At 58.7% G+C, this 25,123-nt stretch carries 19 protein-coding genes and 1 tRNA gene; 3 read left to right on the plus strand and 17 right to left on the minus strand.

Annotation, left to right across the window (positions count from 1 at the left end; all coding sequences use genetic code 11):
• Positions 1-32: 32 nt before the first annotated feature.
• Positions 33-1,289: an MFS transporter gene (locus ASE85_RS03200; protein WP_056683294.1), complete on the plus strand. Its 1,257-nt coding sequence runs from the start codon at positions 33-35 to the stop codon at positions 1,287-1,289.
• Positions 1,290-1,496: 207 nt separating this feature from the next.
• On the opposite strand, the gene ASE85_RS03205 is transcribed toward ASE85_RS03200, so the two are convergent.
• Positions 1,497-1,573 (minus strand) — tRNA-Arg (locus ASE85_RS03205).
• A gap of 200 nt (positions 1,574-1,773) precedes the next feature.
• Here ASE85_RS03205 and ASE85_RS03210 point away from each other — a divergent pair.
• Both ASE85_RS03210 and ASE85_RS22185 read left to right on the plus strand, forming a co-directional pair.
• Positions 1,774-2,169: a hypothetical protein gene (locus tag ASE85_RS03210; protein ID WP_056683297.1), complete on the plus strand. Its 396-nt coding sequence runs from the start codon at positions 1,774-1,776 to the stop codon at positions 2,167-2,169.
• Between the two features lie 47 nt (positions 2,170-2,216).
• Positions 2,217-2,744, plus strand: coding sequence for an NUMOD4 motif-containing HNH endonuclease (locus tag ASE85_RS22185; RefSeq protein WP_082462627.1), 528 nt, complete (start codon positions 2,217-2,219; stop codon positions 2,742-2,744).
• A 442-nt stretch (positions 2,745-3,186) separates the two neighbouring features.
• On the opposite strand, the gene ASE85_RS03220 is transcribed toward ASE85_RS22185, so the two are convergent.
• The 16 genes from ASE85_RS03220 to ASE85_RS03300 all read right to left on the minus strand — a co-directional run bounded on the left by ASE85_RS03220 (position 3,187) and on the right by ASE85_RS03300 (position 25,038).
• Positions 3,187-3,450, minus strand: coding sequence for a hypothetical protein (locus tag ASE85_RS03220; protein WP_056683304.1), 264 nt, complete (start codon positions 3,448-3,450; stop codon positions 3,187-3,189).
• A gap of 215 nt (positions 3,451-3,665) precedes the next feature.
• Positions 3,666-3,968 carry a hypothetical protein gene (locus ASE85_RS03230; protein WP_056683311.1) on the minus strand — a complete coding sequence of 101 codons (303 nt, stop codon included), beginning with the start codon at positions 3,966-3,968 and terminating at the stop codon, positions 3,666-3,668.
• A gap of 59 nt (positions 3,969-4,027) precedes the next feature.
• Positions 4,028-4,285, minus strand: coding sequence for a hypothetical protein (locus ASE85_RS03235; protein ID WP_056683314.1), 258 nt, complete (start codon positions 4,283-4,285; stop codon positions 4,028-4,030).
• A gap of 33 nt (positions 4,286-4,318) precedes the next feature.
• The gene (locus ASE85_RS03240) at positions 4,319-13,741 is read right to left on the minus strand and encodes a DUF7359 domain-containing protein (RefSeq protein WP_156358164.1); all 9,423 of its coding nucleotides are present in this window, start codon (positions 13,739-13,741) and stop codon (positions 4,319-4,321) included.
• Between the two features lie 31 nt (positions 13,742-13,772).
• On the minus strand, positions 13,773-15,161 hold the full coding sequence (locus ASE85_RS03245; RefSeq protein ID WP_156358165.1) for a phage head spike fiber domain-containing protein: 1,389 nt from the start codon (positions 15,159-15,161) through the stop codon (positions 13,773-13,775).
• Positions 15,122-15,481, minus strand: a complete 360-nt coding sequence (locus ASE85_RS03250; RefSeq protein WP_156358166.1) for a hypothetical protein — start codon at positions 15,479-15,481, stop codon at positions 15,122-15,124. Before ASE85_RS03250 ends, ASE85_RS03245 begins: the two co-directional genes overlap by 40 nt.
• A gap of 7 nt (positions 15,482-15,488) precedes the next feature.
• Positions 15,489-19,979: a tape measure protein gene (locus tag ASE85_RS03255; protein WP_156358167.1), complete on the minus strand. Its 4,491-nt coding sequence runs from the start codon at positions 19,977-19,979 to the stop codon at positions 15,489-15,491.
• A gap of 4 nt (positions 19,980-19,983) precedes the next feature.
• Positions 19,984-20,271, minus strand: a complete 288-nt coding sequence (locus ASE85_RS03260; RefSeq protein ID WP_056683330.1) for a hypothetical protein — start codon at positions 20,269-20,271, stop codon at positions 19,984-19,986.
• Between the two features lie 56 nt (positions 20,272-20,327).
• Positions 20,328-20,744 carry a hypothetical protein gene (locus ASE85_RS03265; RefSeq protein ID WP_056683335.1) on the minus strand — a complete coding sequence of 139 codons (417 nt, stop codon included), beginning with the start codon at positions 20,742-20,744 and terminating at the stop codon, positions 20,328-20,330.
• 100 nt (positions 20,745-20,844) lie between these two features.
• Entirely contained in the window at positions 20,845-21,765 is a 921-nt protein-coding gene (locus ASE85_RS03270) for a phage tail tube protein (protein ID WP_156358169.1), read from the minus strand.
• A gap of 84 nt (positions 21,766-21,849) precedes the next feature.
• Positions 21,850-22,242, minus strand: coding sequence for a phage tail terminator-like protein (locus tag ASE85_RS03275; protein WP_056683341.1), 393 nt, complete (start codon positions 22,240-22,242; stop codon positions 21,850-21,852).
• A gap of 8 nt (positions 22,243-22,250) precedes the next feature.
• Positions 22,251-22,544, minus strand: coding sequence for a hypothetical protein (locus tag ASE85_RS03280; protein ID WP_056683344.1), 294 nt, complete (start codon positions 22,542-22,544; stop codon positions 22,251-22,253).
• Positions 22,541-22,900 carry a hypothetical protein gene (locus ASE85_RS03285; RefSeq protein ID WP_056683349.1) on the minus strand — a complete coding sequence of 120 codons (360 nt, stop codon included), beginning with the start codon at positions 22,898-22,900 and terminating at the stop codon, positions 22,541-22,543. The genes ASE85_RS03280 and ASE85_RS03285 overlap by 4 nt, the downstream gene beginning before the upstream one ends.
• Positions 22,897-23,295, minus strand: coding sequence for a hypothetical protein (locus tag ASE85_RS03290; protein WP_056683351.1), 399 nt, complete (start codon positions 23,293-23,295; stop codon positions 22,897-22,899). The genes ASE85_RS03285 and ASE85_RS03290 overlap by 4 nt, the downstream gene beginning before the upstream one ends.
• Before the next feature lie 61 nt (positions 23,296-23,356).
• Positions 23,357-24,307, minus strand: a complete 951-nt coding sequence (locus ASE85_RS03295; RefSeq protein ID WP_156358170.1) for a hypothetical protein — start codon at positions 24,305-24,307, stop codon at positions 23,357-23,359.
• Between the two features lie 104 nt (positions 24,308-24,411).
• Complete coding sequence (locus tag ASE85_RS03300) at positions 24,412-25,038, minus strand: hypothetical protein (protein ID WP_056683357.1); 627 nt, start codon at positions 25,036-25,038, stop codon at positions 24,412-24,414.
• Positions 25,039-25,123: the final 85 nt, after the last annotated feature.

Genomic DNA, 25,123 nt, shown 5'->3' on the forward strand with positions numbered 1-25,123 from the left:
CGGCCCACCGGCCGCTTTGAAAGTTCGCGTCGATGACCGCATCCCCTTTGCCGGAAACCACTCGCCCGACCGTGTCGCTGGGCTTCGTCGCCATCTATGTGCTGGCGCAGTTCGGCATCTGGGTCGCACTACTGACGCCGGTGGTGATGACGCTGGCGCTGCGCGTCGGTGAGATTGCGAGCGAAACGGAAAAGGGTCGCTGGCTCGGCATCATCCTGGCGATCGGCGGCTTCGTCGCGCTGGTCGCGACGCCCATTTGCGGCGCGCTGTCCGATCGGACGCGCAGCCGCTTCGGACGGCGGCGGCCCTGGCTGCTGGGTGGCCTTGTGGTCGCCGGCGCAGGCCTGCTGCTGCTGGGCCTTGCCCCCAACCTGTTGCTGCTGGGGCTGGGCTGGATCATCTGTCAGGCCGGCTTCAACGCGATGCAGGCAGGCTGCCTGCCGATCCTGCCGGACGTCATTCCCGTGCGCTGGCAGGGCCGTGTCGCCGGCATGCTGGGCATGACATCGACCATGGGCACCTTCGCAGGAAGCTGGATCACCCAATATACGCAAGCGTCATCGCTGCTCATGTTCCTCGCCCCCTTCGCCATCACCGTGGTCAGCATCGGCGCGCTCTGCCTGATCCTCCCCGATCGCCCGGCGCAGGGCGATGACGCCCGCCGCCTCGGCCCCATCGCCATGCTGCGCGCGATCGGCGCGCCGTTTCGCGACTGGGATTTTAGCTGGGCCTTTGGCAGCCGCTTCCTCATCATGATGGCCTGGTCGTTCCTGCTGACCTACCAGCTCTTCTTCCTGACCGACCAGCTTTCGCTGGCAAAGGCCGACGCGACGCAGGTGATGGTGAAGTCGATGGCGATCATCGCCACTGCGACCATCGCCATTTCACTGGTCGGCGGCTTCATCACCGATTGGACCGGCCGGCGCAAACCGCTGGTGTTCCTGGCCGCGACGCTGGAGGCGGCGGGTTTCCTGACGATCGCCTTCGCCCCGTCGGTGCCGCAATTCCTGGTCGGCGTGGCGATGGCGGGGATCGGCAAGGGGCTCTATTTTGCGGTCGACCTCGCCCTGCTCGCCGCCATCCTCCCCCGACCGGAGGACAGCGCCAAGGATATGGGCGTGTTCCAGATCGCCAACAGCCTGCCCCAGTCGCTCGCCCCTGCCATCGCTCCGATCATCCTGGCGATCGGCAGCGCGCAGGGGGACGATTATGCCGTGCTATACGTGGTCGGATGTGGCTTTGCGCTACTAGGCGCGATCACCATCTGCCCAGTGCGGCGTTCGCGATAAGGGGAAGGTGGTGCACCCGACGGGATTCGAACCCATGGCCCTTAGATTAGGAAACCTACGACTGTCCCACCAAAACTGGCGGAATACCGTGGCTTTTATGGGACGATCGCCAGATTGTCAACGACCAAGTAGTCAGCCAAGTAGTCACAGCTTTTTCCCACTGGGCTAGGTAGCCACCGGGCAGTCAGACGGGCAATCGGGGGCAGGTGGTGGTCCCGGCGCGATTCGAACGCGCGGCTTCGAAATTAGGAATTTCGCACTCTATCCGGCTGAGTTACGGGACCACTCGATTGGGTCAATATCGTCCGCCCCGCCGATCGTCCACCCTTTCTGTGTGAAGACAGAAGACCCCGCCAGCGTCGGGGGGATGCTGACGGGGTCGAATGGATATCGGACTGTCATGCGGGGGGCGATGAAGCTAAGTCCGATAGCTGGATAACCACCATCCCCCGCACCGGTTCCACGTCCCCAGACTAAGTAGGTCATGGAAACCCATGATCCCCTCCCGACCAACCCGAACGGGTCGCTATCCATGCTGGCCGGTCACGGCGCTGACTGGTCCCCCGTCGACATGACCGATGACGAACAGGCCGACTTTATCGCCAGCCTCTCACCTGCCGAACTGATCGAATTCGGGTTCGCCGCGAAGCCCTCGCCCTACCGCCATCAGTGTCGTGACCTCTATCACGCGGGTCGCCATGATCACGCCACCGAGTTTCATGGCGTCCGGACCATTGCGATCCGATCCTTGCGCGCAGCCCGTGCGCTGGCCGTGGCTGCCGGGGACATGATGGAGGTTAGCAGCATCGAACGGGACATGGCCGCCTATCGGATGATGGCCGAAGCCGACCTTCTGATCGACGCCCTCCAAAATCTCTAAAATTTGCACTTATTCGAAGCTTATCCCGTGCTTTGAATAAATAGTCGATGGAAGAAAACATCACCGAGGTGTGGCGCTCGATAATCAGCCACGAAGGACTTTACGAAATTTCGAATATTGGTCGCGTTCGGTCAAAAGACCGGATGTCAAAGCGCGGTGTTCGAAAAGGAAAAATTCTAAAACCAACTCAGTCGTCACTCATGCAATATCCCGCCCTGACGCTTTGTGCGGAAGATGGCACACGTTCAACACGATATGTTCATTCACTTGTGGCCGAAGCATTTATCGGACCACGACCTAATGGCCATGATATCTGTCACAACGACGGAAATCCATCAAACAACGTCGTCGGCAATCTCCGCTACGATACCAGAGCCGGTAACTTCGCGGACAAGCGGCGGCATGGGACAGCCAATGTTAAAAAGCCCCGTCCACTATCTCCAGACAGGGTGAGAGACATCCGTCGCCGCATCGAAGAAGGTGCCCGGACATTCGACCTTGCCCGTGAATTCGGTGTAACGCCACCGGCTATCAGTCAGATAAAATATCGCCGGGCATGGGGTTGGGTTGAATAATATGGACCGGGGAATCCCGCCCACGATATAACCCACTCATCGGTCGGCAGGTCTTCAATTTTTTTGTCGGTGTAACCCTGCCGATCGACATCATCATCAGGCGGGTCAAGGTTCGATCTTCAATTGCAACTTGGCTTTGAGCGCTCATCCCTGATGGTCATGGGGCCGGTTCCGTGCGCGGGATCGGCCCTTTCGCATAAGTAATACGTGAATCTGTCAGACCTGTTTGATCAAAATATCGAAGCGGCAACCAATGCGAAGGAGCGCCGCAAAATCGTGACCTTGTGGTTTCAGTCCGTGTGCGAAACCCTGCATGAACATCGGATCGACACCGATGCGGTGCGACCGAAAAAGACCGGGGACCATGTCGTCCGAGCGGTAGGGTTCTGGCGCAACCAGCCCTATCAAGACCTCATAGATTTATACTGGAGGCTGAAGAGCCTCAAAGGCCGAAAAGCTTCGGAATAGCCCATCCCAAAACGGGTAACAGCGGGACGCCTATGATCCATGCAACCACCTTTAACCCTCCGGTGCTAGTGCGGGCCGTCGTTTCGATCGTGGTCAGCCGAATTTCATGGTCGTTGAGCCGGGCTTCATGGCCATCGGCGCGCAGGCCCATATTGGCCAGCGTGGTCTGAATTCCGTCGATCTTGCCTTCCAACCGGCCGAACATGATCGCGAAATCCGTAGGAATTGGATCGGCCATTACCGGGCAGCCGCATCAGCAATAGCCGTGATGATCGCCACACCAGTCGTGCCCAAACCGATGCGGGCGATGTTGGTCAGGACGACCGACCGGATCGGAGGCAGGAGCCATAGCCATTGGGCTGCCTTACCAATTGTCTTGGCCGTTGATTTAATTCGGGATTTTAGAGCGCGGGTCATCTGATATTTATGCAGAGCCGCCTGATCAGGCAGGCGCTAGGGCAGCGGGTCCAGCATAGCCAAAATGCGACCACGGACAGCACCGATGACGTCGGCTGCCTCTCCACGATAGTCTTCCCAGTCCTCACCAAGTCCCCCGGCAAGAGTGCGTGCGACCTCCTGTATGATCGGGTCATGGGTGTCGACGGCAGCACGGATTATCGCGTCGGCCACCCTAACCATCCTGAAACTGCCTTCGACCTGAACGCTGGTCCCGTGATTGTCGGCGCTCTCATCGCCCAACTGCGTCCGCAATTCTTTGACCGCAGCGTCGGTCACAAATTGACGTAGATCATCCATGCGTTTCCTCCGATGCTCATCCCATTTGATCAAATCAGCATCGAAGGATCAACCCGTTGTCAGGCAGCAGCGTCCCAATCAGCGATGATGGTCGTCAACCGGAGGCGCTCTGCGTCCAACTGGATTTTCGAACCCAAGAGAGACGAAACCTGCTGCGAAATGATCTGATTCGTCATGTAATCGAGCGCCATGGCGTCCCGATGATCGTTGGTTTCAGTGGTCAGGATGTTGATGGCATCGACCATGGCATCGATCGCTTCGACGCTTTGCTCGACAATTTCTCGCTGGGTCAGCGCAGGGTTACTATACTGGGTCATCGTGTTTTCCTTCAAATTTCCTTTTACTTATGATTACCATTCGGTCGACGTGACGCTGATGCGTTGCGATTGGATCGTCGCCGATCCATACGGAAAAGACCGTGTGAAATCGGCGCTGTAGGTCCGGTTGGCGGTGTTCACGGTAGGATCGCTAGTCGTGACCGATCCCCAGAACGTGTAGGTGTAGTTGATCCACCCCGGCGCATTATCGACTGGGACCGGGCGGATGCCTTCAAGGTCCAATGCTCCTGTCACGCTAGTCAGCGACGCGATCGTGCTGCTGTCCCGCTTCAGGTTCATGGTGAATGTCCCAGCGGCAGGGTTGTTCGCCTTGGTGCCCGTATGGTTATCGTAGGTGCCATCGCCGCTGACCGGGCCGAAGGCGCTGATCGCGTTGTTATAGTTGGTTACACCAGTCGAGGTAGCCGCGTATTGGGCGGTCAGGGTCGCCGTGAAGGAGTAGCTGGCGTTAACGTTGACCGTGTTGCCATTTGACCCGATGAGGCCCGACGTCACCGTAGCGCTGGTGCCAAGCGAGGCGTTCGAAACGGACGTTTTCAGCGTGCCCGCAATGATCCCGCCCGCATAGTAGGCCTGACCGTTCGTTTTCACGAACTTGATAGCATTGCTTTCGGTGCACCCCGACAGGCTGGACTGAGTCGGCCCGGTCCACTCTATGAACTGACCAGACGAACCAAAGGCAGCGCCCCAAACGGTCATGGTCGCGCCCGCATAGATTCGGAAGGTGCCATCGCTGTAGGCGACCCGGTTGCCGCTGCTGCTGCTGGGCACCAGTTCGAACTGGTCGGCCTTCACCTTGAACTGACTGGTCGAACCGTTGTTGTTGATCTCATACCCGCTGATATTGCCCCCCACGTCCAGCGTCAGCGCCGCACGGCCAAACAGCGTGGTGACGTTGTTCTGCGTCGTGCTGATCGCCGACGTGTGGTTGTTGATCGTGACGCCCTGCGTGCTGACCGTGCTGCTCAACGATGCGTAGTTGGTGTTGAGCGTCGACAGGGTCTGACCCTGCGTGTTGACCGTCGCTGACAGGGTCGAAAGGTCGGCCACGGCCTGCTTGGTCGCAATCTCCTGATCGGTCGCCGGTCGGATGGCTACCTTGTGATAGGTGATGTCGTTGGCCGTGGCGCTGGACGTGTATCCGCTGATACCATTGTAGCGGTGCATCAGACAGATTTCGTAGCCGTAGGCGTTCGACGCGGTAATCTGCGAAAGCAGACGCCAACGGCGAATGGTGTTCGTTCCACCCGCTCCCGTAACCCCGGCTGTATCGGCCAACGTGTTGAGCGGAATATACATGTCCTGCGCAACCGCACCGGCCGATGTGACGGCCCGGAACAGGACGCCCGCCCCCGGCAAGGTGCCAGAATTGCGCTGGGCATCGACTTCAAGAACCACCCACAGATTTTGCGATAGAACCTGCGCGCTGATCATCTGCGGAGTTTTCACACCAAGGCTTGTGGCGGTGCTGGACGACATACCAATGCGATACGCATAGGGACTTTGTGCGCCCGTAGCCTTGACGATTATCGGAGACCCCGCCCAAGCCGTGTAGTTGGTCGGATGCGTCTGCCCGGCAGGCCAGTCTGCAAAAACCGGATTGGCGTTGATGCTGGCCGCTGCGATCTGGGACGTGATCGTCATAGACGATGATGCGGCAGCGGCAGCATTAGTCGCCACGGTGGCCTGTGTCGACGCTGTCGATGCAGCCGTTTCTGCCTGACCTTTGAAGGTCGAAGCATTGGATGCGCTCGTCGAAGCCGACGATGCAGAGGCATCCGCCGCCGCCGCGCTGTTATTCGCAGCGCTGGCCGATGAGGCAGCCTCCCCTGCCTTGGTCTGGGCCGTGTTGGCAAATCCGCTGGCGCTGGTGGCGCTGTTAGCGGCGGCATTGGCCGAACCTGCTGCGCTACCGGCTGATGAATTTGCGTTGGTCGCACTGGTGTTGGCGGCGCTGGCCGAAGACGATGCATTGCCCGCTTGGGTGCTGGCCGTCGTCGCGCTTCCGTTCGCTGCCGTGGCGCTATTTCCCGCTGCGGTCGCCGACGTGGAGGCGTTGCTTGCACTGGTCGATGCTGCCGCTGCGCTGTTAGCGGCGGCGATCCTATCGGTGACATCCGTGATCTTGATCGATTGGACGCGAAGAATGAGGCCACTTTCAGCCGAGTTCAGTCGCAGGCCAAACCGAAGGTTAACAGCCGAACTGGTCCACGACGTCGCACCATTTGCGGTGCTGTCAGAAAACAGACCGACAATCTCGACAGGAGTATCGACCAGCACCGTCTGTGATGGTCCACCACGATAGTTACTCGCGGTGCCCGCATAGCTGCTGTTCATTTCCGAACAGACGATGTTCAGATTCACGGAACCGTCGCTGCCCGCGACCCGACACCGTGCGCGGACTTCGTAGAAACGACCATCCTGTGCTGGCAGAACGCCGCGCGTCAGGATGTTCATACCGGCCGTGGTCCAGTTGGTGATGCTGTTACAAAGACCGAAGTAGCTGTCGTTGGTGATGATGGTGCCGGGCGCGGCGGTTACTGCTGCGGGTGCCCCATTGCGCGCATCGGTCCAGTAGGTCAGCCCATCCGAAAAATCGTAAGGCAATGCCTGCGACTGGTTCATGACCGATTGCTGGAAATTGGTGAAGGTCGAGGATGCGGACACCGCCGAAGCCGCCGCCGACGTGGCACTGTTTCCGGCATTGGATGCTTGTGTGCTGGCCGTCGATGCCGACCCGCTCGCCGCCGACGCACTGTTACCCGCGCTGGTCGCGCTGTTCGCTGCGTTCGTGGCCTGCGTGCTGGCCGTATTGGCGCTTGCCTGCGCGTTGGTGGCGCTGGTTGACGCCTGTGATGCGCTAGTCGAAGCATTACCTGCCTGCGTGGCCGCATTGGTGGCTGATCCTTGCGCCGCGCTGGCGCTGGTCCCGGCTGCCGTCTGACTGGACGCCGCCGACGACGCGCTATTGGCAGCAGCCGACGCGCTACCTTCCGCTGCAAGCTGGCTGGTGACGTCCTCAATCCGAAAATATGCAAGTTGAACCGTGGTCGAACCGGCAGTCGAAAGCGTGCGGAACAGGCCGCGCAAACCCGTCGCTCCAGCCGCTATCATGATGTCGGAAGAGATGTCGCCGCCGCCGACTTCATACCATGTGTTGAGCGACGACATGGTGACTGTCGTCCAGTTACCGTTGCCGACCGATGAACCCGCATCGGTCGTGCCGATACGATAGACCTGATATTGTTGCCCTGCGGTGCCTGCCGTCTGACGGGCTTTGACGCTGTAACGATACGTTCGACCCGGCGTCAGTTTGATCGTTCCGATGTGGCCGACATCAACTTGGGCTGTGCCCGTGATCTGAATGACCTTGCCGACCCCAGATACCGTGGGGAACGCAAATGTGGAGTTTGCCACGATCGGGGTGACAGCGGAGGGCACGCCTTCCCAGCCACGGAACCAATATTGGCCATCCTGCTGGAAATCGGATGGCATCGTGTAGGCGGCTGTCAGATTGGCCGAAGTGGATGCTGTCTGCGCTGACGACGCGAAATTACCGGCGTTGGTGGCGGACGTGGCCGCGCCGCTGGCCGATGTGGCAGCAGCATTCTGAGATGCGAGCGCGGCACCGGCCGCATTTGATGCGTTTGTCGCCTGCGTGGACGCTGTCGTCGCCGATGCCTGCGCCGCCGTGGCGCTGACACCGGCTGCCGTGGCGCTTGTCCCAGCGGTCGCCGCAGACCCAGCGGCAGCAGTAGCGCTGGAGGCCGCAGCCTCCCGCGCGGACACATCTGTTACGCTCAAATCGACCAGACCGAACGTGCCACCAGCCGACTGACGACGTGAAGACAGGCGCAGATAGACCGCGCCAGCGGGTGCATCCGCATCGGTCCAAAGGCGCGTTTGACGGACGACCGACCCACTCGTGCCGGTTCCGCCCGTGACCTTGTCGAGGGTGCTGATCAGATTATAGTTGGCGTCCAGATAGGCACCAAGCTGCTTCATATTGGTGCTGGAGCCGGACACCCAGACAGCGCCGGTCACAACTTCATAGATTCGCCCCAATCCGACCGGCAGCAGGCCGCGCGTATTGATGACCGGGCTGGTGCCCTGTCGGACCCACCCCACCCCCGCGATGTTGACGAAGTCCGAAAGGATGGTCGTGGCAGCCGCTGCGCCATTGGTATCGGACGTGAACTGGGCCAAAGCCGGGTCAACGCTAGGTGGAAAAAGCGCGGCAGCCTGAACAGCGGAGGCGTTATAGCTGGACGCAGCCGCTACAGCCGACGAGTTAGCAGCCGTAGCTGAATTGCCCGCGCTGTTCGCACTGGTCGATGCATTGGATGCTGACCCGCTCGCTGCGGTGGCTTGATTACCCGCGTTCGTGGCTGACGTGGCCGCGTTCGTCGCGTGCGTGCTGGCCGTATTGCGATAGCCAAGAGCATCCGAAGCGGACGATGCGGCGCTGCTGGCCGAAGTGGTGGCCTCCCCCGCTTTGGTGCTGGCCGTATTGGCGCTGGTCGAAGCACTGTTCGCCGACTGCCCAGCGTTGGTGGCAGCGGTAGAAGCCGTGGTCGCCGACGTAGCGGCGGCTGTCGCTGAACCGACCGCAGCTTCGCGGACCGTGACATCCTTGATAGCAAGGCTACCGATGCCAAAGTTGCCGCCTGCCGAACTACGATTGATGAAGAAGCGCAGCCAGACGGTGCCGGTCGGGTAGAGTGAATTATCGAATAGGCGTGTGGCGACTACAGGCGCGTTGGTGGTCGTGCCGGTTCCGAAGCTGTTGCTGTGGGTGACAGTGCCTAGCGACGCATAGTTGGCGTCAAGCGCTTCGGCGCGGGCGCGCATCTGAGTGCTGACGCCATCGAGCGAAAACACTGTGGTCGTCACTTCATAGATCGTGCCCGCGCTGGCTGGGACAACATATCGAGCGATCAGATTGGTGGACGTGCCAGTTCGGCCCAAACCCCAACCGGGGATGGTCGCGAAATTGACTGCCGTAAGGGGCGTTAGCGCCGCAGGGTCGCCAGCGGTGCTGCCCGTGAACTGGGCAAGTGTCGCGTCAGGCCTTTCAGGGAAGAGCGCAGCCGCCTGAAGTGAAGCCGAGTTATAGGATGACGCAGCGTTGTTCGCGCTGGTGTTGGCAGCGCTGGCCGAATTTCCAGCAGCGTTGGCTTGGGTCGTGGCGGTGCCTGCCGAACTATTGGCTGCCGTTGCCGAATTCCCTGCCGACGTCGCGGACCCTGCGGCAAGGCCAGCCTGAGTAGTTGCCGTGGACGCTGCGCCCGTCGCGGTGCTTGCCGATGTGGCCGCCGAACTGGCCGATACGCTGGCCGAACTGGCACTGGCCGCCGCCGCTTCACGTTCGGTGACATCGGTTACGATGATCGAACCGATGCGGATGACCAGCCCGCTTTCAGTGGTATTGAGGCGCAGACCAACGCGGCCCTGCGTGGTGCCGACAGGGATCGTGGCTATCCCCGCGCCCCCGGTCAGCGAGAACTTATTGGTCAGCGTCTCGACAACACCCGTGCTGGTGATCGTTGAAGTGACGCCGGTGATGACATTGGCTGCGGCAGCGGTGTAATCCGCCTTCATCGTGCCCATTGCGAGGTTGAAGCCGACCGACCCGTCGCCCGACATGACCTTGAACTTGGCGGTGATCTCATAGATGCGGCCAGCCGTGATCGGCATAACCCCGCGCGAAAGAATATTGGTGCCCAAGACGGTCCACGTCGAAATTTCGATAGCGGTGCCAAGGTCAGGATCGTTCACCAACGTCCCCGGCGCGGCAGGCGCGCTGGTCGGCGAACCTGTTCGGCTGCTGGTCCAGTGTGTCGCGCCTTCGTCGAAGGACGAAATCAGCAGCGGATTACTAACGTAGAGCGCATTCTGGGTCGCTGCGAACGACGTCGCGGCATTGATCGCAGAGGTGTTGGCCGCCGACGCGCTGTTGCTGGCATTAGTCGCTTGGGTGGCCGCCGTGCCCGCACTGGTATTGGCCGCCGTCGCGCTGTTGCCTGCCGCAGTTGCGGACCCAGCGGCCAGCGTGGCACTGGTCTGGGCTGCATTCTTCGACCCAAGAGCATCAGACGCGCTGGTGGCTGCGCTAGACGCTGATGACGACGCTTCCCCGGCCTTGGTCGACGCGGTATTTGCGCTGGTGGTTGCGCTGGTCGCGCTTGTCCCGGCTGCCCCGGCTGATGTCGAAGCTGCGCTGGCACTGGTTGCCGCCGCCGTGGCGCTACCCGCAGCCGCTTCGCGCGCTGTGACGTCCGCGACAGACAGGGAGGTGATTGCGAAGGTGCCGCCGCCACTGTTGCGGGCTGCCCCAAACCGCGCCCAAACCGCTCCAGCCGGTGCGTTGGTATCGGTCCACGTCCGCGCGAAGGTCTTGATCAGACCATCAGTGCCAGTCGAACCTTGGAACGAAGTGACCGTGCTACCGACCTGCACATAATTGGCGTCAAGGTAGAAGACGCGAAACTGGACGCTAGTGGCGCTGCCTGAAACCCAAACGAATGAGGCGGAGGTTTCATATATGCGGCCTTGACCCACAGGCACCACGCCCCGCGTCATCAGGACCGGTGAGGTGCCTTGGTAACCCCAACCTACCCCCGCTATAGAAGTGAACGAATTCAGCGGGACGGTATCAGAGGGTGCGCCGGTCCCATTCAACGTGAACTGGGCCAACGATGGATCGACATAGGGCGGGAACTGGGCTGCCAACTGGACAGCCGCAGCATCATACGAACTGGACGATGAAACAGCCGATGCCGCCGCAGCGGTTGCCGAATTCCCAGCTTCCGAAGCCTTTGTCGTAGCTGTGGCCGCTGACCCGGCCGCTGCCGTGGCGCTGCCCGATGCCTCCGAAGCCTTGGTCTGCGCGTTATCCCGCGCCAATTCTGCCGCCGACTTTGCCGCGACGGCAGCATCCTTGGCAGTGGTCGAATTCGAAAACGCAGTTTCGGCCGCCGTCTTGGCGGTCTGGGCATTGGTGTTGGCCGTCTCAGCAGCCGTTTTTGCCGTCTGCGCTGCCGATTTCGCGGTATCGGACGCGGTGGCCGACAAGCTGGCCGCATTGGCATAGGTCTGCGCATTATCGCGTGCCGTGTTGGCCGCCGTAGTGGCAGTCTGGGCCTGATCGCGGGCCGTCTCTGCGTTGGTTTTGGCTGTGTTCGCGGTTGTCGCTGCCGCCTGCGCCGTGGTCGCACTATTAGCAGCCGCCTGCGCCGATGCCGCAGCGTTGGCGCTTTCCCCATAGGTGTCAAAGAGGTCGTCAATCTGGGTCTGGGCCGCTGATATGTTCGTCAGCGCGGCGGCCAAATCAGCGACCAGCGTGTTCGCCGGTGTTCCGCCAACAGAGCCGGTCACGTTGCCGCCAAAGACGACGGTCGACGAAGGCCGGTATGGATTATTGCCGGTGGCGGTCGATTTGACAGCCGTGGACGATATGCGTCCGCCCGCAGCTACGTCCTGATCGACGTCGCGATAGGCTTGCACATAGAGGGTATAATAGCGATTGGCCGCGATCCCCAAAAGCTGGAAAGCCCGGCGATCAGCCGCGACGAAATGTTCCAGTTCCTCACCGGCAGCGGTGCCAAGGTTGTAGGCGCTGGACGACGTGGACGAGCGGACAACGATTCTGAAACCGTCGATGTCATCCTCCACCCCACCCCAGTTCCACTTGAAGGTGATATTCGCCGAACCGTCCGTGTTCGTGGAATTCGACAAGACATCGCTCGGAAACGTCGGCGCGCTGATGGCTGCGCCATTACGGTCGTTGCGGGTGTTGAAGTTGGTCGTGGCTGCGGCGACCGTGTTCGCGGGAGTGCCGCCAACATAATCGGCCGCGATACGAGCGATTTCGTTCAGAAGGGCTTGGCGAGCATTTGTGTAGCCGACCCAACGGCTATTCCATGTCGTGCGGACGATCGGCGTGTTTTGGGTGGTATCAGTGTAGGCGGGGGTCAGACCCGTCAGATAGCTACTGAGCGTATTATAGGCGGCGCTGTATGCGGTCAGAAGGGTAGTAATGGCAGGGAGCATCGCACCTGCGCGGCTTTCAATGCCCGGCTTTTCCCCAGTGATCTGCTGGAATTCCAGCACGACCCGTGCCTTCTCAGCCCGGTCGAGGATGCCATCGGCGGCAATCGCGTCCATCTCGTCACGTAGTTGATCAGCATCAGCCTGCGCCGCCTCCGCCGCAGCCTTGGCCGCATCCGCAGCCTCCTGCGCCGCGATAATATCGTCCTGATTTTCGGTTAGTAGCGGGCTTAGGGAACTGGTGTCCTGAACCGTGTAATTGCGGTTGAATCCCACGCGAACCTTATGGACCGGGGCTTTCGCTTCCGGTTGCGTGATGCTGCGCACCTGCGGGAAAGTGCTGCGGTCTTGCCGCAGGGCAGTCGGTGAGGACGTCCCAAGGTATTTGCTGACCCGCCATGTTCCTGTTCCATCGGCGAACAGATGGCCACCAGCCTGACGAAGGGCTTCGCGTGCCAGTTCGCCAACTTCGATCTGGCTCTTGGTCGAATAGTCCCATGCGTCCCCGCTGAAGGCATTAAAGCTGGTCTGGTTGATCTTGCCCGCTGGGACGCCGATCCTCTTAAGCAGAGCGGGAACAATCGTGGCGATCGTCGACGGATAGGCAGAACCGTCCTTCGCGCCCTGAATGTCGCATGTGATCGCATCGACTGAAATGGGTTCCGCGCCGAGTCGGAACATACCGATCGCCGGTGCCTTCAACCACTCTCCCGGTTGCAGCGTGGCAGCTTTCAGGCTGGCAAAAGTCGAAGCCGTGGACACTGCCGGACCAAGCGACATGCCCATTTCGAACACGCCCGTGACGTCCTGTGCGATCCCATCATGGAACTGAAATATCCAGTTTACCGGGTCGAGCAGAATAGGCGTGGTGTTGCGGCATGTGCCGAAGGCTACGGGTTTGAGGGTGCCCTTCAAATCAACGGGGCCTTCTGCGTTCCCGGTTCCAGCATAGCTGGTGTTCAGCAGGCTTCGGTTTAGGGTAGCCTCCGGTCCCCAAAGGGTAAATTTGCACTGGCCACCATCGCGTTCGATCGCGCTGGCATTGCCGGACAATATTTGACGGTAGGACGACCAAGCGCCGCCCTTCGGACCTTCGAACAAGCTAAAGAGCGCGCCTTCCCACTGGAGAGCGTTCCACGCCTCATTGCCGAACTGGGGGCCGCAGATGAAGCCTACGTCGCCGCCGTTCGAGCCAAACTGAGTGACCAGACCATCGGCTGCCAATGTCCACCGACTGATAGGCACGCCGTTAATACAAGGTAGCCACTCATAGTTGTTCAGGAGCGTGCAACTTGCATCCGATCCCGCCAGTGACATCCGAAGCGTCACAAAGGTTGAAGTCACAGGATCGTAAGGCGAAATTTCAAGAAGGATATTATTGGTCACATGCTATTTATACGTGACCAGCAATCGCCAATCAGAGCGCTGTGCTAGTAATACTCATTTCTACCGACCAGTAATCATAGGTGATATGGCGCGGTGTAGCTTTTGTTATGTAGCCAAAAACCGCGTCGTTTTGTTCCATCGCTGCATATGCGTTGTCGAACGCGGCCGAAAAACTCGTCGGAGACCAATCAGTCATCTCACCACCCGGTTCAATCTGGCAACCGGAAAAGGTGTTCTTCCCAACCGCTGCGCTTTCGCTGCCGCTCAGTGAACCGGTTGCCGAAGCAATTGCCGGATAGAGCCGTATACGCACCGACGTGTTTGCCAGCGTGTTGGCAAACGAACGCCAGACGCGCCAGTAATCCCCCGCGTCAACGGCATTGCCATTGCCGACAAAGTTCGTCGCTCCCGTCGCCGGGTTCACGGCCACGAAGGTAGAAGAGGTAGATACGCCTGCATATTCGATCGTGACACGGGCCAGCGGCGATCCTGCTGGCGCTTTTTTGACATAAGCGCTCACTGTGTAGGTCGCGACATCGGTCGGGATAGTAACGCCTTGGTAGAAATTCGACGCAGATGCAGAGGTTTCGCTATCTTCAATGATTGCCGCCGTCATCGACCCATCGTGGGCATAGTCTGCATTCCGCGCCCATGTCGCACTATTTGCTGCCGTCCAGCCTGCAAAGAAATTCTGGCTATCGCGCAGCATGTTCGGGTTCGATTTCAGTTCATAATCGGGCACGAAGAGGATCGCCGAACTGTTGCCAGCCTTGGCCAGCAGCGGAAGCCATTTCTGTCGAAAAGGCTTCTCCTTGAGATATGAGAAGGTTGCTTTAAAAGTCTGGGTTTTGGCGTATTTGTCCCACGATGTGATGCCTGCGGTGTCATAACTGACTGAACCATCAGCGATGCCAACTTCCGCGTTCGGTGTAATTGCAATCTGGTCAGCGGCCGACCCAATGACCAGCCGTTGGATTTGCACATAGCTGCCGGGGATGCCGGTCGCATCGATGTCGACACGGACAAATTTGCCCATCACCGGGGTGGGCAAGCGCAAGATGGTCTTAGCGGCCATGGCGTCGGCCTTCATGCCGCTCCACGCTGGCATTGTGAAATCAACTGGCGCGGCCCCGTCTACTTCGGCCTGAGACGCGCCCACCCTGATGCGCACCATGTCGCGGTTACGCAGGTTCGTTCCGACAAGCGCAATAACGTCGATCGGCGTAGGGCATTGCGACTGGACCGTGAAATAAGGCGTGATGTTCGTAGAACGATACACAAGGCCGGGATCGTCCCATCCCATGCGATCAATCGGGTTGGCCGCAAGACTTGCCCCGTCAATAACGGTCCACGGTTCAGGATAGCAGACGAAGGCGACCATCAGCCACGCACCTTCAACTTGGTAATGCCATTCATCCAATCAACTTGGAATTCCTCGACCCGGACGACCCGGCCGTTGGCGGCATATTCATCAGCATAGACGGTGTAAGTCGGAGGTGCGCCATCAAGGTCTTCTAGGAAGATCAACTGTTCAATTTCGACCTCAAACGCCATGGCCGGATTTTTGACCGCAGCAAGGATCGCGGTTGCCAGCGTGGTGGCGCTGGCCTCACTCAGGTTTGCGGGAAGTTCGACTTCCAATGCCGCAGGATATTTCGCCAAAACGGTCGGGTCGGAACGCTCTATCCATCGATATTCACGCTGGACGAAGGTTGAACGGTTCGGGTCAATTGCAGCCATGCCCTATTTATCGTTTGCCGTTCGTTCCCGTCCCCAGACCGCCCACAGTTCCGATGGCATTATTGTTGTTCGCCGCCATGGTCGTGTTGAGTGCAGCGATTCCGGCTGCGATATTTTCGAGGATCGAATTTGAAGTGGCGATGGCGGTGGACAGGGTGGCCGTCTGCTGCTGCACCGCCGCATCAGTGCTAGAGGTGTCCACAGTGATGCCCGCAGCCGCATTGATCTGGCCGGTCAGATTCGACGCAAACATGTCCGACACGGCGATCAAGTCGAGTCGAATTGACTGGAAAGCACTGTTTGCCGTGCCATACACGTCACGCGACAGACCGAAAATCTCCTGACCCAACTTGGTAAAGGCATCCTGATCGACCGTTTTGCCGCCTGCAATCTGGGCCTTCATCACGTCGAATTCAGCCATTTTGCTGGTCAACTGGCTCAACTGCGTGATCCCGCTTCCTTCGCCGGTAAGGATTGCCTTAAAATCCTTCAGACCAGAAAGCTGTTCTTCCGTCAGGGCCTTAAGCTTCTCACTACGAAGGCGTTCGATGTCGGCTACTTCGCTGACCGTGGCACCGGCCGTGCGCATCTTCTCGATCAGTTGGTCGATCGGGTCGATGACATTCTTGACCGATGCCTTCACCGGATCGTCGATCGCAGCCAGTTCTTTCAGCGCGTTTTCGTATGACGTCGCGAGCGAAACGGCACTGTCGAGACTATAAGACCCGTCGTTAAGAACGCGCTGGGTAAAGGCTTTCAGACCGGTCAGCGCGCCGTCGCTGATTGCATCACGGATCGCATATTCGATCGCGGCAGCTTGCCCGTCTTTGCCGAAATCCTTGATATCGGTGCGATTACCGCCGCCTTTCAGCTTGCCGTCGCGACCCGTGCTGCTGACGCGCCACTTATCTTTATAGGTGCCGATGCTGACGTTGTAGTTACCTACCATCACGCCAAAGCTATCGGCCAGCCCTTGAAGGCCGTCCTGAATTGAGGAAGCCGCGCCCGACGCATATTCTTTGCGCGAAGCGCTATTGCCCCCGGTGCTGATGCCGCTGGCGTTCTGCCCTGTGACCACCGACGTCGCCCACTTCGTTTTCTTAAGCATCCCGCCAACAAGGCCGCCTATGATCGAACCGCCGATCGCGCCAAGCGGACCAAACGCAGCGCCGCCAACAGCGCCACCCAGTTGGGCACCGGTCCCGGACGTCTTGATCCCCAAGCCCTTCATAAGGCTGTTTGTCATGCTGCCAATCTGGGCACCCTGCCCGGCCGCCCCAAGGATGTTGCCCAGTCCCTGCGTAAAACTGCCCGACTTGCCGAAGATCGCACCGACGTTGGTTTTGAAGCCTTCAAAGGCACCGGTCATGGATGACAGTGGGGTTTTGAACGCCGTGCCGAAATCGTCAAAAAATTTGGTGGCACCATCGTCGATCGCACTGCCGAAGCCGTTCTTTTTCCCGCCCGCACCGCTCCCCAGCGTGGTTTGCAGAAGGCCGACAATACCACCCATCTGGCCGCCCTTCGCAGCGTCAGACATCTTCTGAAGGGCACCGGCGAAGTCCTGCGCGATGCGACCGAATTTGCCACCGAAGGAGTCGGCGACGAAGCTGATGCGGTCCAGAAATTCATTCTGGAAATGGCTGCTGACATCGCGAACGGCATTGTCCATGCCTTTCATCACACTGTCATAGATATCCTTGCTGATCTTCTGCCCGTCGATGGTCAGGCCGCCCTCATAGGCCGCTTTGAATTTCACCCGTTCAGCTTCGATCGTTTTGACCCGCTGTGAGCCGCCGAACTGGGGAGAATATGTGGACGCGATGGACGCGGCTTCCTTTGAAAGGTCGGCGCGCGCTTTGATCGCTTCATTGCGCTGCAATTCCGCTTTGAGCGCGTCTTCAGCGATCTTGAAATCCTTGCTGGCGATGTCGACGCCAGACGTCAGTGCGGACAGGCGATTGCTGAACAGGGCATCCTCAACTGCCTGCTGCTGTTCCGTCAGGCCCAGCGCACGCTTTTCCAGCAACCCGTTTTCCAGACCAAGCTGGCGAGACCTTTCCTGCATCGACACGATTGCCTTGCCGGTCGCGATATCCTGCATTTTCGCAGCGATCTTGTCCTTTGCCGCTGTCAGGGCAGCCTTGTCCTGATCGGACAGCTTGTCCCCATAGGCTTTCTGAAGCTCTAGCCATTTGGTGTGCTTTTCCGCTTCAAGCGGCAGCATTCTGGCCAGTTCGACGGACTGATCAAGGGACTTCCAAAATTCAGAAATGGCTTTTTGACGCGCGGCTTCTGCGTCGCGCGCTTTCTTGCCATCGTCCTTATCTACGGCGGCAGCGGCTACAGGCTTTGGCGTTACCGGAGGCGCAACAGGCTTCGGTTTGTCGCCATATTGTCGCTGAAGGCCAATGTCATTGGCGCGGTTTTCGATCTTGTCATACTTGTTTTCGGCCTCATTACCGAAACCTGCGCTGTAGGCTTTGCCCAGCTTCTTGCCCAAATCTTCTGCGCCCGGCGTATCCATGCGGTCCAGCTTGATCGTGTCAATCTGGCCAAAATTAGCGCCCAGTTTATTAGCGAACGAAAGCAGGGTGTTGATGCCGTTGATCGTGCTGTTAATGAACTTTTCAATCAGGGCGGCTGCCCCGTTTACGGCAAGGGTGAATATCGAACTGAACGCCTGCGGCAGGTTGTTCCAAACGACCTTGACCATATTGAAAGCACCCCGGAAATGGCCGACCACCAAATCCAGCACGCGCGCAGCCAGCCGGGTCATCCCGGAAAAACTGAAGTCGATCCCCGTGAACAGCCCACCGACCTTTTCGCCGATCGAACTGAACGCCCCGCCGAATGCATCGTCAACCGTAGTCAGCGCGCTACCCGCCATCGTTGACAGACCGGAGAACCCCGAAGCAATTCCGCTCCACACCGGCCCCATAGCCGTCGTCGCATCGGTCCAAAGGCTGGAGAAGAAACCCCCGACTGACGATAGAGCACTGGACGCTGTGTCCATGAGGCTGCTGAAGCCTTCCCCAATCGCCTCCAGCGAAGCGGTCCCGAAGTCACCAAGACTAGCAAGGTTGCCGCCACCGATGCTGATAGAGTCGCGGAACTGATAAAGAAGGGCCACCGCAGCCGTTAGACCCACGACAATGGCACCGATCGGGTTCGCGGCGATAACCGTGGTCAAACCGTTGACCGCGCCTTGCGCCATTTTCATGCCCGCGCCGAATATAGCGCTGGCCGCCCCCGTCGCCCCAAGCGCCTTTTCCATGGCGATGATCGGTGCAACGACGCCAGCGATAGTGGCTGCGGCTCCCTGAAGAAGCATGGTGGTCCGGAGAGCAATGAAGCTGACGGCTGCCGCCTTCGCCAACGGCGCGATCGTCGACAGGTTCGAAATGATGAACGAGAAGACCGGTCCGACTACCGCAGACAGACCGTCAAACACGGTGCGGATAGTTTCGCCAACAGCTTGGAACATCGGCCCGATGCGGGCACCCATTGCCTGAACGCTGGCGACGAAGCTGGCGAGAGACGGCGCAATGTTGAGGCCACGGGCGAACGCGCCGATGATGTCAATCGCAGCATTCCCCGCAGCAGTGCGGATGTCCCCGAAAGTGACCGGGATTTTACCAAATTCGGCTTCGATCTTGGCGATCATTTTCGGATCAGTCAGGGCCTTGGTGACCTCATTCGCCGTCAGCTTGCCTTCTGCGGCCAGACCGCGCAGCGCCCCCAACGGCTTGCCCATGCTGTCGGCCAGCAACTGCATCAGACGCGGTGAGGCTTCCGCGATCGAATTGAATTCGTCACCACGAAGGACACCAGATGCCAAAGCCTGCGAAAGCTGACGGATGGCACCAGCGGCGGCATTGGTATCCGCGCCGCTGATCTTCATCGCCATCCCCACCGTCTTCGTGGCGTTGGCGACCTGCACCTGTGACAAGCCCAGCGTCGAAGCCGATCGGGCGAGAGTGGCATATAATTCAGTGGTCGCGGTCAGGTCCGACCGCGTTGCCGCCGATACGCTACGCACATCTTCATGCGCCTGCGCCAGCGATCCAAAAGAGGCCGTCGCAAGGTTAAGTTTCGCGTCGATGTTGCTGGAGGCATCAGATAGCGACTGAAAACCGCCGACCATGCCAAATACGGCATTCGTCACTGCTTGGATCGCACCAGCGGCAAGGCCACCGACAAACCCGGCCATCAGTCCGTTGACGTTGCCGAGACGGCCCGCCAGCCCAGTCAGGCCGCCTGACAGGTTTCCGACCGAACGGGTCATGTTGCCAGTGTTGGTGTTGGCGGCCTGCATCTGGCGCGCCATTTGATTAGCGGCATTGCCAGTCAGGATGAGGGTGCGGCCGAAGCCGTTGGTCATACCGCCAGCGGCTTGCGCACGCTGCGCGATCGACGAAAGGGCAGCGTTGGCGGTATTCGCACCAGCCACCGCCGCCCTTGGATCAATAACAACTCTGATAACGCGGTCTGTCACAGACCTATTTATCTGATTGCTTTTCCGTCTGATTTTGACGGGCTTGGTCGATTTGCCATCGATCAAGGATGCCGATGTATTCTATCAAGAAATCAGTTTCGGCTTCACTCAGGCGATAATATGTCGATACAGCAATAATCGCGCTAAATGGTATGTTTGAGAAACCGGCCATCGACGGTGGTCGTTCGGTGACCAATTTCCCGAAGCAGTAATACCAGAACTGATCTTGCTCTTCGATTTTGGGCGCGGTGTCCACGATGGACATCGCGCCCGCAATTCCGTCTGCGGCCATCTCGATAATAGCGTCGAGGTCTTTCCCCTGCTCTTCCCGCCATTCGAAGAGCGCTATTACTTTTTTGCCGCCGCCTCCGGCTCAAGCGTTTGGAAAAACTCGACATTCATGGCGAAACCGATCAGCTGATCCAGCACATATTTGGCATCATGGTCAGCAAAATATTCGTGTGCGTCGTCCGTAGTGAACGGGACTAGCTTGTCGTCAGCGCCCAGCACTTCCCAATCGAGCAGGGAAAATTCGATGAACATGATGCTGATGAAGTCGTTGTCCGACATCACCTTGGTGCGCCGCTTGACCTCATACTTCTTCGCCATACGGGTCTGCAAAAGCTGATACTTGGGCGAATTGGTATCGAAGAAACGGGTCTTGAACTTACCGTAATAGTCACCCAGTTCGCTGTAGACGTCGAACCAAACGCCAGTTTCAGCGACATCGGCATCTACGCGCTTGGGGAGTTTAAACTTAGACATAGAGATTTTTATCCTCGCAATTTACGAGGATATTTATGCAAATGAGAAAGGCGGGATGCCGAAGCACCCCGCCTTCCCACGCGGTCCATATTTGCGAGGTTTAGGACAAGCGCGTGATCTTGATGTCGGTGCCTTCGGTGGCGTCCCATTGCGCGGTGAATTCGACATCCACGACGTTCTTCGCACCATCGTGCTGGTCCTGCGGCAGCTTACAAGCGGCAGCCGGGATAAGGATGGTCACACCCTGCGCGCCCGAACCGACTGTAAAGGCCATGGGGTGAACATTATTCGAAGGCGTGATCGTAGTTTCCGGAGTGAAATTTTCACGCAGGAACGAGATTGTGCCGGTGATCTTGCGGCCAGCATTTGCAGCAATGCCCTGACTGGCTTCTGAACCGAAACCGTGAATGGATTCACGCGGCTGTTCGATCGTCAGGTTCATCTTCGTGTAGGTCAGACCAGAAAGGCCAGCGATGCTGATTGCGCTGACATCCTTACCGTTGAGGCCCTTGATCGCCGGGGCAGGCGTGTAAACCGCACCAGTGATCGCCGTGGTCGCCGTTGGATAGGTCATCCCCATGAAATCGAACGCCACGCTGACATACTTGTTATACTCAGCTTCGATCTTAGTCGAGGTGACCGTTGCACCAGTCACGCGACGCATCGCCGCAGCAGCAAGCTTCTTTTCGATTGTCACGCTCGATTCACTGGTCCCACCCCTCAGAACGTTAGAAACCCACGTCCCGCGAAGACCAAGCGAAAGAAGGAGTTCGATCGCTGCGCCGCGCTGAAGCTGGGTCGACAGGGTGCCGGTGACACTCGTTTCCGAGATGATGCCGCCGCCGCCCGAACCATTCGGGTAGAGCAATTCGGATTCAAGGAAGCCGGATGTGTCCCAGTTAAAGTTATCGCTCTGGTTGGCAATGAAGCCCTGAAAAGCCGGGGTTGCGGGCGTGCTGCCCTGAACGGTTTCTGCAACAACTGCCCAACTGAAAGTAGAAGGGTTAAAAGGCAAAGCCATGGTCTGATAGACTCCTAATCATTAAATCAAAAGGAGTCGGGGACTCCGACCATATTTATGAGCAGGAGGGATTTTTGGCTGTTCTTAGAGCCAGTGAGTGGAACACCATTCGACCGAGACGTTGACTTGAAACCATTTCTTCCCATCATCGCCGATCGTCGTGGTTCGGGGCGTCTCGCATTCGATATGGTCGTTGGACCAGTCGCGGAAAATTGCGCTGAAGGCGTTGGCCAGTTCGTAGGCGTCGGCATCACCACCGGCGCGGGGCACAAAAATTTGTAGCCATACATGGCCATACTGCCGGTAGCTGTGACCGAAGGCGCGGCGCTCCGACACATCAGGCCGAATAGAGAAGCGAACCCATGGGTCAGCTTGCTCCGACAGCGCAGGGGCCGCGTCATGGGCAACAGGCGTCAGGTCACTCCATTCGTCGAGAAAACGCCCACGCAGGGCATGAATATCTTCAGGAAGCGCCATCGTGATATTTATCGAGAGTGGCGCGCTACGGCCGCTTCGACATATCCTGCTGGGGTTTGACTGCTGTGGCCGTTGTTGATTTCCACGATATGGGGAACCCGGTTTTCAACCACGATTACTGGGCCACTGTCATCGATCGTCCAACCATTGCGGGCTTCGCCAGTGTCGACTGCCGTTTCGAGAACAAGATCGCCGAAAATGTCGAACCCGATCTTGTTCGCCACATCCTCAACCTCCTGTTCGGTCAAGCCGTCTTCGATCGCGATACCGGCGATCAGGCTGGAAGCGTCAAAGGTAATCATAGCGTGACCACCGCCCGATAGATCAGCGCCACCCCGGTCGGGGCCACCGCTTCCACCGCCTCAACCTTATAAGTCCGTTCGCCCTGCGAAATCTCATCGCCGACCGTGGGTTCTACCGTCAGGGTCATCACCGTGTCGTGATGGAGGATACCGTTATCCAGTCGGGTGGTGCGAGGCTTGGCCACGGCTAGACAAGGCAGGGTCACGACAGACGAGGGGATGACGGTCGTTTTACCGGTGCGGGGATCATAGGCCGACTGTTCGGCAGCGGTCTTGCGGGTCAGCGTGGCGGGCGCTCCAAACCGGTTCATCAGCTTGCCTGACAGCGCCCCCATGCGGTCATAGAAACTGCTCACAGGATGACCTTGGCCGATCGGAAGCCACCGCCGTTGCGGGACGCGACAGGCTTCAACATTGCCGTGATAAATGGATATGGGTCGCCGATCGGCCGATCCGAATATTGAATTTCCCCCAGCCCGTCGCCCTTCTCCATGACGACCATGGGTTCGGCAGCAGCGGTCAGAGTGCTGTTGGTGGCGAATGGTGCTAAGACAATTGTGGCTGCCTTAATGGCCGCCAAAATGGTCGCGACGTCGGGATCGGCTTCGAAAAGATATGTTCGCTCGATATAGTCGTAGGCGCGAAGAATCGCGGCCTCCTTGACCGCATCCGCAGCAGCGGACCAGTCGGGATTCAGCCGGGCGTTGTGGTAGGTGTCGCATTCTTCGCGGGTCGGTATGTGGTCAGCCATCCGATATTTATGCGAAGTGAAAAGGGGCCGGGATTTTGCCCGACCCCTCTGGGTTGTCCTATTACGCTGCGTGGTTGATCGCGCGGATGCCGATGAAGGAATCGTCTGTGGCAACCTTGGCCCAGTTGGCTGCGGTCCCAAGCTGGGTCAGCGACGGCTTGACCGCGCCCACGTAGCTGAAGCCCTGCGGCGCAGCCACGATGCTCAGACGCGTGCGGAGGATTTCACCACCACCACCGTTACCGCCGTTTGGATCACGCGAGAGTTCCATGCCCACAACGCCGGGAACCAGACCGGCAGAGAAAGCGATAGCGCCTTCGGTAGCCATGACGGTCTTCGTATCGCCGAAGATTTCGGTGATGATGATGTTGTAACCTTCGAAACGACCGATGTTAAAATTGGCAGCCGAAGGCGGGATGAAATCGTTGCGCTGGAGCTTCTGAAGCTTCGCGAACGTCTTGCGCGAAACAAACAGGGTCTTCTGCGCGCGCGGGTCATCCATGGTCGCGGCAGCGTCAATCAGCTTATCGGGATCGAATGCATCGGCAACGACACCCGTGGTCAGGCTGGTCGCCTTGGCCAGAACGCCCTTCATGGAAGCGACTGCGATATTCTCGCCAACTTCGGACCAATACATCGGGATAGCCGATGCAACACCGCCCTTGGTATCATACTTGGTGATGATGCGGGTCAGGTCAGTGAAGGCCCAACCCCAGTTGATATCTGAACGCAGCGCCATGTAGGTGCCGCCCGTGACTTTGCCGGTCGCGCCCTTTTCGTCGAAATCATCCGAGGAATGGTTGAACGTGGTCGTATCGACCTTGTTGATGTAGCTGAGGCTCTGAATCTGCGCGCCACCGGTCATCAGAAGGTCGACGTCAGGACCAGTGACGGCAACGCCGCTGGAGATGAGAGAGTTGTTTACGCGATACTTGGCGATAACAAGGTTCGACATAGCACCGGGATTGGGAACCGCGCCGACAAGATCGGCAATACGAGTTTGAGTATTCATCTAAAATAATGCTCCAACATTTGGGGTAAACGGCCCAGAGTTGGAGGGCCGTGGAGCATTGCGGCTCCACGGTTATTTATTTTGGACGATCAATATCGCGTGTTTTACACTCTCAGTTCTGGCATAGACCACTTGTCTGCCAAAGAATTAGTCTCAGCAGGGTTGGTAACGGTCAATTGCATGAAGCGCTGCCATTCTTCCGCCGTTTCTGGAGGCTTGGTGAAGTTGGAACCGGTGCGCCCTGTTGCGCCCGTCGCGCCACTGCCGCTGTTGTCCGGGGCTGGCACGTAATGTTTGCCTTCGGCGCTTGTCAGAAAACCCTTGATATATTCGGGAACAGGGACGCCATCGATCTGGGCAACACCCGCGACCATCTTCGCTTCGGCCTTCAACATTGCCACCAAAGGCCGATGGAAATGGTCAAACACCTGATTTTCAGTGAGGGCTGCGGCGATACCGCCATCAATCTGAAGCTTTTCAAGCTGCTGGTCCCGGTCGGCCAACTGCTCCTGTAGCTTCTTGATCGTGCTGTTAAGTTCCGTTTTCACGGTTTCGACATTACCGGAATTAAGAGCCGCTTCGGCCTGAGCCTGATCAATGGCATCTTGCGCCGCCTTGGCGGCATTATTCGCGGTATTCTTTTCGCCAATAGCCTTGCGCTTATCAGCTTTCAGTTGGTCGGCCTGAGCTTCGAGTTCCTCGATTCTAGCCTGCATTTCTTCTTCAGTCATCTAGTCCTTCGTGCGCCATCGCACAGCAAGTTGGCACCATCGCCGTTGCTGGGCCACCATCGACCCATCAGGACTATTTATACTT

This window comes from Sphingobium sp. Leaf26 (genome assembly GCF_001421665.1).
Classification (GTDB): domain Bacteria; phylum Pseudomonadota; class Alphaproteobacteria; order Sphingomonadales; family Sphingomonadaceae; genus Sphingobium.